A 13979-nucleotide genomic window follows, 5' to 3' on the forward strand; every position below is an offset into this window, starting at 1 on the left:
TAGCGTTCGTCTCGGGGTGGGGTGGTCTCAGAGGTGGGCGTACACGTCGTCGAGCGTCAGGCCACGCGCGAGCATGAGCACCTGGAGGTGGTAGAGGAGCTGGGAGATCTCCTCCGCCGTCCGCTCGTCGCCCTCGTGCTCCGCCGCCATCCAGACCTCGGCGGCCTCCTCGACGACCTTCTTGCCGATCGCGTGCACGCCGGCGTCGAGCTCCGCGACCGTGCCCGAGCCCTCCGGGCGGGTGCGGGCCTTGTCGGACAGCTCGGCGAACAGCGCGTCGAAGGTCTTCACTCGGCCAACAGTAGGGGCTGCTCGGGGAGGTCCTTGCCGCCGTCCGCAGGCCGGGCGTCCCCCCGGTTGCGCCACCACACGACGAAGCCCCACACGACCACGCCCGCGTACACGAGGTACAGCACGGCGGAGGGGTAGTACCCGGCCGACAGCAGCAGCGGGACCCCGACGGCGTCGACCGCGATCCAGATGAGCCAGAACTCGATCCACCCGCGCGCCATGCCGTACGTCGCGAGGAACGAACCGGTGAAGATCCACGCGTCCGCCCACGGGCCCCACGAGCCGAGCCGCGAGAAGATCTCGTGGAACACGAGCGTGCCGACCACGGCGATCGTGACGATCTGCACCCAGCCGCGCACACCGGCCCAGTGGGGCACGACCGCGGGCGCGTCGGGCACCCCGGCGGCGGCCGCGCGCTGCTGCGCCTGGCGCCAGCGCACCCATCCGTACACCGACACCGCGATGAAGAAGACCTGCCGCCCCGCCTGCCCGTACAGGTCCTTGTGCTGCGGCGTGTCGAAGACCGCGCCCAGGAACACCGTGAAGAGCAGCACGTTCCCGACGATGCCGACGGGCCACGCCCACACCCGGCGGCGCATGCCGCCGATCGCGGACGCCAGCCCGAACAGGTTCCCGATGATCTCGCGCCACAGGATGTCGTGGCCGGCGATCGTCACGGTCGAGTCGAACAGCCAGCTCAGCATCACAGCCCCCTCAGTGCAAGAACGGTCGCGACCGCGGCCTGGGCCGCCTCGGCGCCCTTGTCCTCGCTCGACCCTGGCAGTCCCGCGCGGTCGAGCGCCTGCGCCTCGTCGTCGCACGTCAGGACTCCGAACCCGACCGGCACGCCCGTGCGCACCGCGACGTCGGTCAGCCCCGACGTCGCGGCCTGGCAGACGTACTCGAAGTGCGGCGTGCCGCCGCGGATCACGACGCCGAGCGCGACGACCGCGTCTGCGCCCGAGACCGCCGCGGCGCGCGCCGCGACGGGCAGCTCGAACGTCCCCGGCACGCGAACCTCGCGCACCGTCGTGACGCCCGCCTCGGCCAGGGCCCGACGAGCACCGGCCAGCAGACCGTCCATCACCTCGTCGTGCCAGCTCGCGGCCACGACGACGACCCGCAGGCCGCTGCCGTCCACGTGCAGGGTGGGTGCTCCCGCACCGCTCATGCCGACTCCTTCGTCCCCGCGTCGGGGTGCTCGTTCTCGTACTCGTCGTCGTGCTGGTCCGGGCCCCGGTCCACGTCCGGATCCAGGTCCGCATCCGGGTCGGCCTCCAGGTCCAGGACGTGCCCCATGGACGTCGCCTTGGTCCGTAGATAGGCCTCGTTGTGCGGCGTGCGTCCCACCTGCAGCCCGCGCTGCTCCACGACGAGGCCGTGCGCGCGCAGGCCGGCGACCTTGGCGGGGTTGTTGGTGAGGAGCGTGAGGCTCGTGACGCCGAGCGCGACGAGGATCGCGGCCGCGGCTCCGTACTCGCGCCGGTCCGCCGGCCAGCCGAGGTCGAGGTTCGCCTCGACCGTGTCGCGACCCTCGTCCTGCAGCGCGTACGCGGCGACCTTCGCGAGCAGGCCGATCCCCCGGCCCTCGTGCCCGCGCAGGTAGACGACCGCGCCGCCGTGCCGGGCCGCGAGCTCGAGCGCCGCGTCGAGCTGCGGCCCGCAGTCGCACCGGGCCGAGCCGAACGCGTCGCCTGTCAGGCACTCCGAGTGCACGCGGACGACGGGTTCGGGCGCGAGGCCGGACGCCGCCACCAGCGCGACGTGCTCGTCGCCCGTGCGCAGGTCGCGGAAGCCGTGGAGGCGGAACTCCCCGTGCCTCGTCGGCAGCAGCGCGGTCTGCGTCGGGTGCACGCGAGCACGTTCGCCGACGGCCGCTCGCACCTCGTCGTCGTGCGCGCGCCGCCACGCCACGAGCTCCTCGATCGTGAGCAGCACCAGCCCTTCGCGTGCGGCGAGCTCCTGCGCCCCCGGCAGCCGCGTCATGCTGCCGTCGTCGTCGACGAGCTCGGCGATCGCACCGACCGGCTCGAGGCCGGCGAGACGGCACAGGTCGACCGCGGCCTCGGTGTGCCCCGCACGGTGCAGCACACCGCCGGGGACGGCCCGCAGCGGCAGCACGTGCCCGGGACGGATCAGGTCTGACGGCCCCGCCGCGGGATCGGCGAGCACCTGCAGGGTGCGCGTGCGGTCGGCCGCCGAGATGCCGGTCGTCACGCCCGTCGCGGCGTCCACGGTCACGGTGTACGCGGTCCGTCGCGGGTCCTGGCTGTGCGGGACCATGAGCGGCAGGTCGAGCGCGTCGGCGCGGTCGGAGGGCATCGGCGCGCACAGGTAGCCCGACGAGTGCCGGATGGTCCACGCGACCCACGCGGGCGTCGCGGTCTGGGCGGCGAGCACGACGTCGGCCTCGTTCTCGCGGTCCGGCGAGTCCGCCACGAGCACGGGACGCCCTGCCCGCAGCTCGTCGAGAGCGCGCTCGACGAGCCCGTCACGGGCGCTCACCGTGCACCGCCGGACGTCGCGAGCAGCCGCTCGGTGTACTTCGCGAGCACGTCCACCTCGATGTTGACGCGCGCCCCGACCTCGAGCGAGCCCAGGGTGGTAGCCGCGAGCGTCGTCGGGATGAGCGAGACGCCGAACGACGTGTCGCCCACGTGCGTCACGGTGAGCGACACCCCGGCCACGGCCACCGAGCCCTTCTCCGCCACGTACCGCGCGACCGCGGGGTCCACGTCGATCTCGACGTCGTCCCAGCGCGGACCCGGCGCGCGCCGTGCCACGGTCCCCACGCCGTCGACGTGGCCCTGCACGACGTGACCGCCGTAGCGCCCGCCCACGGCGAGCGCCCGCTCCAGGTTGACCCCCGAGCCGACCACCGCCTCGCCGAGAGCGGTCCGCCGCAGGGTCTCCGGCATGACATCGGCCGTGAACGTGCCGTCGCCGGGCAGGTCCGTGACGGTGAGGCACACGCCCGAGACCGCGATCGAGTCGCCGACGCGCGCATCGGACACGACGAGCGGTCCGCGCACGCGCAGCCGCGCGTCCTGGTCGGCGAGGTCGATCGCCTCGACCACACCGATCTCCTCGACGATGCCGGTGAACATCAGGGCTCCTCGCTCTGGGTGTCGTCGCCTGCGGACGCAGGCGGTTCGGGCGTGGCGACGACGAGCACGTCGTCGCCCAGCGGCTGCACGCGACGCGGGACGAGGCGCACCGCGTCGGCGATCGTCGCGACGCCCAGGTCCGCCACGGCCGACAGCCCGCCCCCGAGCAGCACCGGCGCGACGTACGCATGGACCTCGTCGACCAGCCGCGCGCGCAGGAACGCGGCCGCGAGCGTCGGGCCGCCCTCGACCAGCGCGTGCCGCACCTCTCGTGCGGCGAGGACGGCGAGCACCTCGGCGGGGTCGTGCGTGCGCACGTGCACGAGCTCGCCGCCCTCGCCCCGCAGCCGGGCGTCACCCGGCACGTCGCGCAGCCCGACGACGACGCGCAGCGGCTGGTGCCCGACGAGCGTCCCGTCCGCAGCGCGCGCGGTCAGGCTCGGGTCGTCGGCCAGCGCGGTCCCCGTCCCGACGACGATCGCGTCGACCTCGGCACGCAGGTCGTGCGCGTGCTGGCGCGCGACGGCGCCGGTGATCCAGCGACTCGTGCCGTCGGCCGCCGCGACACGGCCGTCGAGCGTCGACGCCAGCTTGAGCGTGACGAACGGACGGCCGCGCTCCACCGCGGGCAGCCACGCGCCGAGCACGGCGCGCCCCTCGTCGGGCAGCACGTCCGCGAGGACGTCGACGCCTGCGTCCGCGAGCGTGCGTGCTCCCCCGGCGGCGACCGGGTTCGGGTCCCGCACCGCGACGACGACGCGCGCGACGCCCGCCTCGACGAGCGCGCGCGAGCACGGGCCCGTGCGTCCGGTGTGGTCGCACGGCTCGAGCGTGACCACGGCGGTCGTGCCCACCGTGGACCTACCGCGTGCGCGGGCGTCGTCGAGCGCCGCGACCTCCGCGTGCGCCGAGCCTGCACCCTCGTGCCATCCTTCGCCCACCGTGGTGCCGTCGGGGGCGAGCAGCACGCAACCGACGCGAGGGTTGGGGCCGGAGGCCGGCCCCCGTGCGGCGAGCGCGAACGCGCGGCGCAGCGCGTCGAGCTCGGTCGCGGTGACCGCACCGCTGCTCGTCGTCGTCATCTCGCCTCCCGGGACCGTCGTCGGCTCCGGGGTCGCGGACGGCGCGGGGTCGCGTCGGCCACGGCGCACGACCAGCGCGCGCCGCCACGTACTTCCTCCCATCCGGACTTTCACCGTCGGTCCTGGAGTTCCACCAGGTCAACCGCTCGGTCCCGAAGGACCGTGCGGGTCGCGGACTGTCACCGCCGGCTCGGACTTTCACCGACCCCGGAGCACGTGCTTGCTTCGTTCGATCATGCCACAGGGGCCGGGGCTCATCGCCCCCGGCCCGGGGCGTCTCACCCTTCGGCCAGCTCCCTCAGCGCGGTGATCTCCGCCGCGACGTCGTCCGCCCCGTAGACGGCCGATCCCGCGACGAACACGTTCGCCCCAGCCTGCGCGATCCGCCCGATCGTGCCGCGCGCGACCCCGCCGTCCACCTGGACCCACGTCTCGGCTCCCGCTGCGTCGATCGCGGCGCGGGCGCGGCGCACCTTGGGCAGCGTGCCCTCGATGAACGACTGTCCCCCGAACCCGGGCTCGACGGTCATGACCAGGATCATGTCGATCTCGTCCAGCAGGTCGAGCAGCGGCTCCACCGGCGTGGCCGGGCGCAGCGCGACGCCGACGCGCGCGCCGCCCGCCCGCAGCTCGCGTGCGAGCCGGACCGGGGCCTGCGCGGCCTCGAGGTGGAACGTCACCGACGCGGCACCGGCCTCCGCGTACTGCGGCGCCCACCGGTCGGCGTCCTCGATCATGAGGTGCGCGTCGAGCGGCACCGGCGAGACCTCCGCGATCCGACGCACCACGGGCAGCCCGATGGTCAGGTTCGGCACGAAGTGGTTGTCCATGACGTCGACGTGCGCGTAGTCGGCGTTCGCGATCCGCGCGAGGTCGCGCTCGAGGTTCGCGAAGTCGGCGGACAGGATGCTGGGGTTGATCAGCGCTGGCACGTGGTCAGCCTAGCCGCGGGCGTGGCCGCCCGAGCCGTCACGACGTGCGGCGCAGCAGCGTCAGGTGCATCGCGTCCGTGCCGTGCACGTGGGGCCAGAGCTGCACGTCCGGTCGGTCGGGCAGGTCGAGCGACCGCGGCGCGCACGCCTGCACGACCGCGCGTGCGTCCGCACGCTCCGCGACGACGCCGACCTTCCCGGCGGCACGCAACGCGTCCTTGACCACGAGCAGCGTCTCGGCCTGGTGCGGCGAGCACGTCACGTAGGCGACCAGGCCGCCGGGACGCACGGCGGTGAGCGCGGAGACGAGCAGCTCGCGCTGCAGCCCGGTGAGGACCGCGAGGTCGGCCGGCGTACGACGCCAGCGGGACTCTGGCCGACGACGCAGCGCGCCGAGACCGGTGCACGGCGCGTCGAGCAGCACGCGGTCGAAGGACCCGGGCTCGTCGGCACCGATCTGGCGGCCGTCGCCCGTGCGGACCTGCTCGACCGCCTCGGTCGGGACCGCGCGCAACGCCTGGCGCACGAGCCGTGCCCGGTGCGGCTGCACCTCGTTGGCGACGAGCCGCGCGCCGCGCTGCGCGGCGAGCGCCGCGAGCAGTGCCGCCTTGCCGCCCGGACCGGCGCACAGGTCGAGCCACCGGTCGTCGGGACCGTCGAGCGGTGCACGGGCGAGCGCGAGCGCGACGAGCTGGCTGCCCTCGTCCTGCACGCCCGCTCGCCCGTCGCGCACCGCGTCGATCGCAGCGGGGTCGCCGCCGGGCAGCGTCACCGCGAGCGGCGAGACACGGCCGGGCTCGCCGCCACCCAGCTCGTCGACCTCGGCGAGACCCGGCCGCGCGACCAGGCTCACGCGCGGCGCGGCGTTGTCCGCCGCGAGGAGAGCGGCCAGCTCGTCGGCCGCGCGACCGTGCGCGACGAGCGCCTCACGCAACGCGCGCGCGACCCACACCGGGTGGCTCTCGACCACCGCGAGCCGCGCGACCTCGTCGGAACCGGCCGGGTCCGCTGCGTCACCGATCGTCCGGAGCCAGCCGTCGAGGTCGTCGCGCCCGACGGCGCGCAGGACCGCGTTGACGAACTGGGCGGCACCAGCGCCGGCGCGCTCGCGCGCGAGCCCGACCGTCTCCGAGACCGCGGCGTGCGGCGGGACACGCATGCCGAGGAGCTGGTGCGTGCCGAGCCGCAGGAGGTCGAGCACGGGCGGGTCGATGCGGTCGACCGGTCGGCCGGCCGCCTGCTCGACGACCGCGTCGTAGCGTCCGCGCAGCCTCAGCGTGCCGTACGCGAGCTCGGTGGCGAATCCCGCGTCGCGGCCGTGGATCCCTCGCTCGCGCAGCATCGGCGGCAGCACGAGGTTGGCGTAGGCGTCCGAGCCGTCGACCGCGCGGAGCACGTCGAACGCCGCGGACCTGGCGGCGTCGCCCGACCTGCGGCGCTGCGAGGGTGCCTGGGCGGTGCGGCTCGTACGTCCCTGCGCGCGCGCGGCACCCCGCTCGCGGCCGGAAGCGTCGCGCCGGTCGCGCCCCGAGCCGTCGCGGCGGTCGCCGCTCACGACTGCACCCCGAGCCGCAGGCCGTCCTCGAGCCGTGCGCCACGCGCCCAGTCCGCCGCAGGCATCGCGCGCTTGCCCGCCGGCGTCACGTCACCGAGTCGCACCGCGACCGTGCCCGTCCCGACGAGCACCTCACGTCGCCCGGCGCGCACCTCCCCGGGTGCGAGGCGCTCGTCGGTGGGCGTCACAGGACCGATGCCGAGCCGCACGCCGTCCACCGTGGTCCATGCACCCGGCGCGGGCGTGCACGCGCGGACGCGGCGGTCGACCGCCAGCGCGGGGTGCTCCCAGCGCACCCGCGCGTCGTCGACCTCGATCTTGGGAGCGAGGCTCACGCCGTCGCCGGGCTGCGGGACGGCGTCGAGGATCCCGTCCTCGAGCGCGTCGAGCGTGCGCACCAGGAGGCCGGCGCCGACGTCGGCCAGGCGGCCGAGCAGCTCCCCCGACGTGTCGCGCGGTCGGATCGTCTCGGTGAGCGTGCCGTACACCGGCCCCGTGTCGAGACCCTGCTCGAGGCGGAACGTCGTCGCACCCGTGACCTCGTCGCCCGCGAGCACGGCGTGCTGCACGGGTGCGGCACCGCGCCACGCGGGCAGCACGGAGAAGTGGAGGTTCACCCATCCGTGCCGCGGAGCGTCCAGCAGTGCCGGCGGCACGATCGCGCCGTAGGCGACGACGGGGGCCGCGTCGACGCCGTGGTCCCGCACCAGCGCGGAGACCTGGGCGACCGCGTCCTCGTCGCGCAGCGTGCGGGGTGCGAGCACCTCGATGCCCTCGTCGAGCGCGCGCTGCTTGACGGGGCTCGCAGCCGACGCCCTCCCACGACCTGCGCGGGCGTCCGGGCGGGTCAGCACGGCGACCACCTCGTGACGCGACGCCAGCAGGGCCTCGAGGGAGGGCACGGCGACGGCCGGCGTACCGGCGAACAGCAGACGCATGGGCTCGATCCTAGGTGGCGCGGTTCGGTCCGGGCCGCGTCAGCCCAGGTCCGTGGGGTCGACGTGCGCGCGCACGACGCCTCCCTCGCGCCGCGCCGAGCGCACGGCGAGGGAAGCCGCGAGCGAACGTGCCAGCGCCGGTCCGGACGATCGCGGCACGCGCAGGAGCGCGCGGACCTCCGGCTCGAGAGCACCACGGGGCGGTGGCCCCTCGAGCGGCACGGGTCCGAGCACGTCCAGCCCCGCGGCCTCGACACGCCGGGCCACGGCCTGCACCGCGTCGCGCGTCCCGGTGAGCGACGCCATGCGCACCGCGGGAGGCAGCGCCAGCTCCGCACGCTCGTCGAGCTCGCGCTCCGCGAGCCCCACCGGGTCCCAGCGGACGAGGGCCTGCGAGGCCCGCGCCTCGGCGTCCCCGACGAGCAGCACGACACCGCCCTCGGACGCAGATCGTACGAGGGCGGCCGCCGTGAGCCACCGGCGTAACGCGTCCGGCAGCAGCCCGAGCGAGGAGCCCGCGGTCGTGACGGCCGCGTCGAGCAGCACTGCCGCCGCGTATCCCCCGGGTGCGACGGGTTCCGCGCCGGGGGTCGACACGACCACGGCCGGCGCGTCCCGCACGCTCGCGAGCACACCGCCGGCGACCTTCGCACCCGAGACACGGACCGGGACGCCGGGGAAAGCGCGGCCCAGCTCCTCGGCGGTCCGTTCCGAGCCGACGCGCACGGACCGCAGGTTCGCGGCACCGCACTCGTCGCAGCGCCAGTCGGTCGCGAGCCGGCCGCACCACCCGCACCGCGGCACGCCGTCGGCACGCGCGAGGCCCAGCGGGCCGTGGCACGTGCCGCAGCGCGCGGCGGCACGGCATCGACCGCACGCGACCGCGGGGACGTAGCCCGCGCGGGGCACCTGCACGAGCACGGGGCCCTCCGCGAGCCGGTCGCGGATGGTGCGCCACGCCGGGGTCGGCAGGCGCGCCGCGGCAGCGGCCCCCTCGCGTGCGAGCTCGGTGGACGTCAGGGCCATGACGCGCGGCGTCCGCCGTCGCACCACCGCGCGGTCGGCGCTCACGTCGTGCGCCCACCCGCTCGCGACCCAGGCCTGCGCCTCGACGGTCCGCGCGTGCCCGCCGACGAGCAGCGCGGCGTCCTCGAGCTCCGAGCGCAGGGCCAGCACCTCGCGCACGTGCGGGTACGGCGCACGGGGCTCGGCATGCAACGCGTCGCCGTCGTCCCAGCACACGACGAGGCCGAGGTCGTGGACGGGCGCGAACGCCGAGGCGCGCGTTCCCACGACGACGTCCGCGTGCCCGCGCAGCGCCGCGAGGAACGCGCGGTAGCGCGCGGACGGGCCGTCGTCGGCCGCGAGCCGCACGACGCCCCCGCGGCCGCCCGGGCGCCATGCGGGCAGCCCTGCGGTCGAGAGCGCGGTGAGCACGCGCTCGGTGTCGCGAGCGTCGGGGACGACGACGAGCGCGCCCCGCCCTCCGAGGACGGCGGCTGCCACGGCCTGCGCGACCGCGTCGGGCCAGCGGTCGTCCTGGGCGCCCGGCAACGCGGTCCACACCGCGCGCGGAGCCCCGCCGGACAGCACGTGCTGCACGAACGCGGGACCGCCGCGGTAGGCCGCCCACGCGGTAGCGCCCGGCGCCGGCACGACGGTCGGCGCGTCGTCGTGCTCGGCCTCGTTCTCCACGCGCGCGTGCCGGGGAGGGACCGCGAGCCGCAGGACGTCGGTCAGCGTGCCCGCCCACCGGTCCGCCACGGCGCGCGCCAACCGGGCGACCGCGGGAGCGAGCACCGGCTCGTCGGACACGAGCCTGCGCAGCGGGACGAGCTCGCCGGTGTGCTCCGCGGTGGCGACGCGCTCGATCACGTACGCGTCGACGTCCTGACCGCCGAACCGGACCTTGACCCTGACCCCGGGGCGCACGCCGGCGTGCATCGATGCCGGGACCGCGTACTCGAACAGCCGGTCGAGGTGCTGCGGCGGCAGGTCGACGCACACGCGCGCGACGGGCAGCTCGTCGGCAAGCGGGACGACCCGGTGCCGGACCCGTGGCGCGGGCAGGCCGTCGAGCGCGAGCTGCTCGCCCGGGCCCGGCACGTCAGACGGCGGAACGCAGGGCCTCGACGCGGTCCGTGCGCTCCCACGTGAACTCGGGCAGGTCACGGCCGAAGTGCCCGTAGGCGGCCGTGCGGCGGTACACGGGACGCAGCAGGTCCAGGTCGCGGATGATCGCCGCGGGTCGCAGGTCGAAGACCTCGCGGATCGCGGCGGTCAGCCGCTCGACCGGGACGGCCTCGGTGCCGAACGTCTCGACGTAGAGCCCGACCGGTGCGGCCTTGCCGATCGCGTAGGCCACCTGCACCTCGCAGCGCCGCGCGAGACCTGCTGCCACGACGTTCTTGGCGACCCAGCGCATCGCGTACGCGGCCGAACGGTCGACCTTCGACGGGTCCTTGCCCGAGAAGGCTCCGCCCCCGTGGCGCGCGTAGCCGCCGTAGGTGTCGACGATGATCTTGCGGCCCGTGAGGCCCGCGTCGCCCTGCGGGCCCCCGATGATGAACTGGCCGGTCGGGTTGACGAAGCGGCGGTGGTCCGAGACGTCGAGGTCGACCGCCGCCTGCACCTCGGCCAGCACGGGGGCGATCACGTGCTCGACGACGGCCGGCTCGAGCACGGTCTCGAGGTTGAGGTCCGGCTCGTGCTGCGTCGAGAGCACCACGGCGTCGAGCCGGACGGGCCGGTCGCCCTCGTAGCCGATCGTCACCTGGGTCTTGCCGTCGGGCCGCAGGCCAGGGACGACGCCCTGCTTGCGCACCGCCGCGAGGCGCTCCGCGAGCCGGTGGGCGGTCCAGATCGGCAGCGGCATCAGGCTCGGCGTCTCGTCGCACGCGTAGCCGAACATCAGGCCCTGGTCACCCGCGCCCTGCATGTCGTCCGGGTCCAGGTCCGCCGAGTCGAGCCGCACCTCGAGCGCCTTGTCGACGCCCGCGGCGATGTCCGGGGACTGCTGCCCGATCGAGACGGAGACACCGCACGACTCGCCGTCGAACCCGATGTGGGACGAGGTGTACCCGATCTCCCGCACCACCTGGCGGACCACGGCGGGGATCTCGACGTAGGCCTCGGTGGTCACCTCACCGGCGACGTGCACCAGCCCCGTGGTGACCATCGTCTCGACGGCCACCCGGGCCGTCGGATCCTGCTCGAGGATCGCATCGAGGATCGCGTCCGAGATCTGGTCGCAGATCTTGTCCGGATGGCCTTCCGTCACCGACTCGGACGTGAACAGGCGCATCGCGGGCGAGGTCATGCGCTCAGAGTAGTCGTCGCCACCGACACGGACGTCCGCGCGCCCACGTCACGGACGACCGCCGCGTGCAGGCGGGACAGCGACTCAGGCGGGGCTCGTCAGGCGTGCCGCGACGGCGTCCCAGACCGCGTCGGCGACCGCGACCTTGCTCCCCGACGCGCTCGCCACCACGTCCCCCGCGGCGTCGAGGATCGTCACGTCGTTGTCGCTCGTGCCGAAGCCCAGCCCCTCGCCCACGGCGTTCACGACGAGCAGGTCTGCACCCTTGCGCACCGCCTTCGCGCGGCCGTGCTCGAGCACGGTCCCCGACTCGTCGCCGGTCTCGGCGGCGAAGCCGACGACGACCTGCGGTTCGCGCACACGCTTGCGCGCGAGGCTCGCCAAGACGTCCTCCGTCTCGACGAGCTCGATCGTCGGCGGCGCCCCGCCGGCCGACTTCTTGATCTTCGTGCCCACAGGGTTCAACGGACGGAAGTCCGCCACCGCCGCCGCCATGACCACCGCGTCGGCGTCCTTCGCCGCTGCGCGCACGGCATCGCCCAGCTGTGCAGCGGTCTCCACCGGGACCACGTCCACGCCCGCGGGCGCAGGCACCGTGAGGTTCGCCGCGACGAGCGTCACGCGCGCACCCCGGGCCCGGGCGGCCGTGGCCAGCGCCACCCCCTGCCGGCCCGACGAACGGTTGCCGAGGAATCGCACGGGGTCGAGCGGCTCGCGCGTCCCGCCGGCAGAGACCACCACGTGACGGTCCGCGAGGTCCTGCCGGCGCACCAGCGCGAGCGCTGCGGCGGCGACGTCCTCAGGCTCGGGCAGCCGCCCCGGGCCGGTGTCGGAGCCCGTGAGACGACCGGACGCGGGGTCCAGGACGTGCACGCCGCGCGAGCGCAGGACCGCGACGTTCGCCACGGTCGCGGGGTGCTCCCACATCTCCGTGTGCATCGCGGGCGCCAGCAGCGCAGGCGCGCGCGTGACGAGCAGCGTCGCGGTGAGCAGGTCGTCCGCGCGGCCGGACGCGGCACGCGCCAGCAGGTCCGCCGTCGCGGGGGCGACCACGACGAGGTCGGCGCCCTGCCCGATCGCGACGTGCGCGACCTGGTCGACGTCCTCGAACACGTCCGTCGTCACCGGCTGGCCCGACAGCGCCTCCCATGTCGGCCGACCGACGAACTCGAGCGCTGCGCGCGTCGGCACGACGCGCACGTCGTGCCCCTGCTCGCGCAGCAGGCGGAGCAGGAGCACGGCCTTGTAGGCGGCGATGCCACCCGCGACGCCGAGGACGATCCGCATGAGCGGGGTCTTACTCCTCCGTCGACTCGACGGTCAGCAGACCGCGGTCGATCTCGCGCATCGCGATCGACAGGGGCTTCTCCTGCGGACGCGTCTCGACGAGCGGGCCGACGAACTCGAGCAGCCCCTCGTTGAGCTGCGAGTAGTACGCGTTGATCTGGCGGGCACGCTTGGCCGAGTAGAGGACGAGCGCGTACTTGGAGTCCGCGCGCTCGAGCAGCTGGTCGATCGGCGGGTCGGTGATGCCCGTGGGGGCGGCGACGGTTCCGGACATGGTGTGCTCCGTACGTGGAAAGGGGACGCGAGAACGCGTGGGACCTCGGACGATCTTACCCGTCCGGCGCGGCGGGACGGCCCGCACCGACGCGCGTGGCGGCTCAGCGCGTGGGCAGGCCCATGATCTCGACGAGCTCGTCGGTCGCGCGGTGCACGTCGTCGTTGACGACGACGTGGTCGAACTCCGACTCCGACGCGAGCTCGACGCGGGCCGTCTCGAGGCGGCGCTCACGCTCCTCGGCGTCCTCGGTCCCACGACCCACGAGCCGGCGGACCAGCTCGTCGAACGACGGGGGCGCGAGGAACACGAACCGCGCGTCGGGCATCGAGGCCCGCACCTGACGGGCTCCCTGGAGATCGATCTCGAGCAAGGCAGGCTCACCGGACGCGAGCCGCTCCTCCACCGGACGCCGCGGCGTCCCGTACCGGTTGCGGCCGTGCACCACGGCCCACTCGAGCAGCTCTCCCGCGTCGACCATCCGCTCGAACTCGTCACTCGACACGAAGTGGTAGTGCAGGCCGTCGACCTCCCCGGGCCGCGGCGCACGCGTCGTCGCCGAGACCGACAGCCACACCTGCGGGTAGCGGGCGCGTACGTCGGCGGACACGGTGCCCTTGCCGACGGCGGTCGGTCCGGCGAGAACGGTCAGCCGGGCAGGCGTCGTCGTCATGGGTGGTGCTCAGCTCCTCGTGCGTCCTGATGCGCGGTGACGGCCGGCGACGGCCGCGGGCACCTGGTGTCACCCGAAGCGCGAGACCAAAGCCTCCACCTGGTGAGGTCCGAGGCCACGGACACGGCGGGTCTCCGAGATGCCGATCTCGGACATGATCGCACGCGCCTTGACCTTGCCGACGCCGGGGAGCGACTCGAGCAGGGCGACCACCTTGAGCTTGCCGATGGTCTCGTCCTTCTGGCCCTGTGCGATCACCTCCGAGAGCGACCCCTGGGAGTACTTGAGGCGGTTCTTCACCTCGGCACGGGCCTGCCGCGCCGCGGCGGCCTTCTGCAGCGCTGCGGCGCGCTGTTCGGGAGTCAGCGGAGGAAGAGCCACGCGCGTCACCTTTCGGTCGGTGCTCGATCGGCGTGCCGCACGTCCTTCCGGACGCCGGCGTTCGGTAAACCACGGTCGGCCCGCTCGCGCGGTGCCGTGCTTCCGAACCTAGCGAGCGCGCGCGTGCGCGGCAACGCAGG

15 protein-coding genes and 1 riboswitch are annotated in these 13979 nt (G+C 74.9%); all 15 genes read right to left on the minus strand.

The genetic code is table 11. From position 1 onward, the window contains the following. Window positions 1-27: 27 nt before the first annotated feature. The 15 genes from AW16_RS0100790 to mihF all read right to left on the minus strand — a co-directional run bounded on the left by AW16_RS0100790 (window position 28) and on the right by mihF (window position 13839). Window positions 28-291 (minus strand): phosphoribosyl-ATP diphosphatase, encoded by a 264-nt coding sequence (locus tag AW16_RS0100790; RefSeq protein WP_029287287.1) that lies wholly within the window; start codon window positions 289-291, stop codon window positions 28-30. Then, window positions 288-995, minus strand: a complete 708-nt coding sequence (gene pnuC / locus AW16_RS0100795; RefSeq protein WP_051681570.1) for a nicotinamide riboside transporter PnuC — start codon at window positions 993-995, stop codon at window positions 288-290. Before pnuC ends, AW16_RS0100790 begins: the two co-directional genes overlap by 4 nt. Then, complete coding sequence (gene ribH, locus AW16_RS0100800) at window positions 995-1462, minus strand: 6,7-dimethyl-8-ribityllumazine synthase (RefSeq protein ID WP_029287291.1); 468 nt, start codon at window positions 1460-1462, stop codon at window positions 995-997. The genes pnuC and ribH overlap by 1 nt, the downstream gene beginning before the upstream one ends. Further along, window positions 1459-2796: a bifunctional 3,4-dihydroxy-2-butanone-4-phosphate synthase/GTP cyclohydrolase II gene (locus AW16_RS0100805; RefSeq protein ID WP_051681545.1), complete on the minus strand. Its 1338-nt coding sequence runs from the start codon at window positions 2794-2796 to the stop codon at window positions 1459-1461. The genes ribH and AW16_RS0100805 overlap by 4 nt, the downstream gene beginning before the upstream one ends. After that, window positions 2793-3398, minus strand: coding sequence for a riboflavin synthase (locus AW16_RS0100810; RefSeq protein ID WP_029287295.1), 606 nt, complete (start codon window positions 3396-3398; stop codon window positions 2793-2795). The genes AW16_RS0100805 and AW16_RS0100810 overlap by 4 nt, the downstream gene beginning before the upstream one ends. Beyond that, window positions 3398-4480: a bifunctional diaminohydroxyphosphoribosylaminopyrimidine deaminase/5-amino-6-(5-phosphoribosylamino)uracil reductase RibD gene (ribD, locus tag AW16_RS0100815; RefSeq protein ID WP_051681571.1), complete on the minus strand. Its 1083-nt coding sequence runs from the start codon at window positions 4478-4480 to the stop codon at window positions 3398-3400. Before ribD ends, AW16_RS0100810 begins: the two co-directional genes overlap by 1 nt. Window positions 4481-4564: 84 nt before the next feature. Then, window positions 4565-4700: riboswitch (FMN riboswitch) on the minus strand. A 58-nt stretch (window positions 4701-4758) separates the two neighbouring features. Continuing rightward, window positions 4759-5412, minus strand: coding sequence for a ribulose-phosphate 3-epimerase (gene rpe / locus AW16_RS0100820; protein WP_029287299.1), 654 nt, complete (start codon window positions 5410-5412; stop codon window positions 4759-4761). Between the two features lie 37 nt (window positions 5413-5449). Beyond that, window positions 5450-6967, minus strand: coding sequence for an RsmB/NOP family class I SAM-dependent RNA methyltransferase (locus AW16_RS0100825; protein ID WP_029287300.1), 1518 nt, complete (start codon window positions 6965-6967; stop codon window positions 5450-5452). Beyond that, window positions 6964-7905, minus strand: coding sequence for a methionyl-tRNA formyltransferase (locus AW16_RS0100830; RefSeq protein ID WP_029287302.1), 942 nt, complete (start codon window positions 7903-7905; stop codon window positions 6964-6966). Before AW16_RS0100830 ends, AW16_RS0100825 begins: the two co-directional genes overlap by 4 nt. Window positions 7906-7944: 39 nt before the next feature. Then, window positions 7945-10011 carry a primosomal protein N' gene (locus AW16_RS0100835; RefSeq protein ID WP_029287305.1) on the minus strand — a complete coding sequence of 689 codons (2067 nt, stop codon included), beginning with the start codon at window positions 10009-10011 and terminating at the stop codon, window positions 7945-7947. A 1-nt stretch (window position 10012) separates the two neighbouring features. Further along, window positions 10013-11224 carry a methionine adenosyltransferase gene (metK, locus tag AW16_RS0100840; RefSeq protein WP_029287307.1) on the minus strand — a complete coding sequence of 404 codons (1212 nt, stop codon included), beginning with the start codon at window positions 11222-11224 and terminating at the stop codon, window positions 10013-10015. 84 nt (window positions 11225-11308) lie between these two features. Continuing rightward, window positions 11309-12511, minus strand: a complete 1203-nt coding sequence (gene coaBC / locus AW16_RS0100845) for a bifunctional phosphopantothenoylcysteine decarboxylase/phosphopantothenate--cysteine ligase CoaBC (protein ID WP_029287309.1) — start codon at window positions 12509-12511, stop codon at window positions 11309-11311. A gap of 10 nt (window positions 12512-12521) precedes the next feature. After that, window positions 12522-12785, minus strand: coding sequence for a DNA-directed RNA polymerase subunit omega (gene rpoZ / locus AW16_RS0100850; protein WP_029287310.1), 264 nt, complete (start codon window positions 12783-12785; stop codon window positions 12522-12524). Window positions 12786-12888: 103 nt separating this feature from the next. Beyond that, window positions 12889-13458, minus strand: a complete 570-nt coding sequence (gene gmk / locus AW16_RS0100855; protein ID WP_029287313.1) for a guanylate kinase — start codon at window positions 13456-13458, stop codon at window positions 12889-12891. Window positions 13459-13527: 69 nt separating this feature from the next. Continuing rightward, window positions 13528-13839 (minus strand): integration host factor, actinobacterial type, encoded by a 312-nt coding sequence (mihF, locus tag AW16_RS0100860; RefSeq protein ID WP_029287315.1) that lies wholly within the window; start codon window positions 13837-13839, stop codon window positions 13528-13530. Between the last annotated feature and the right edge of the window lie 140 nt (window positions 13840-13979).

The organism is Cellulomonas sp. HZM (assembly GCF_000708885.1).
Classification (GTDB): Bacteria; Actinomycetota; Actinomycetes; order Actinomycetales; family Cellulomonadaceae; genus Cellulomonas.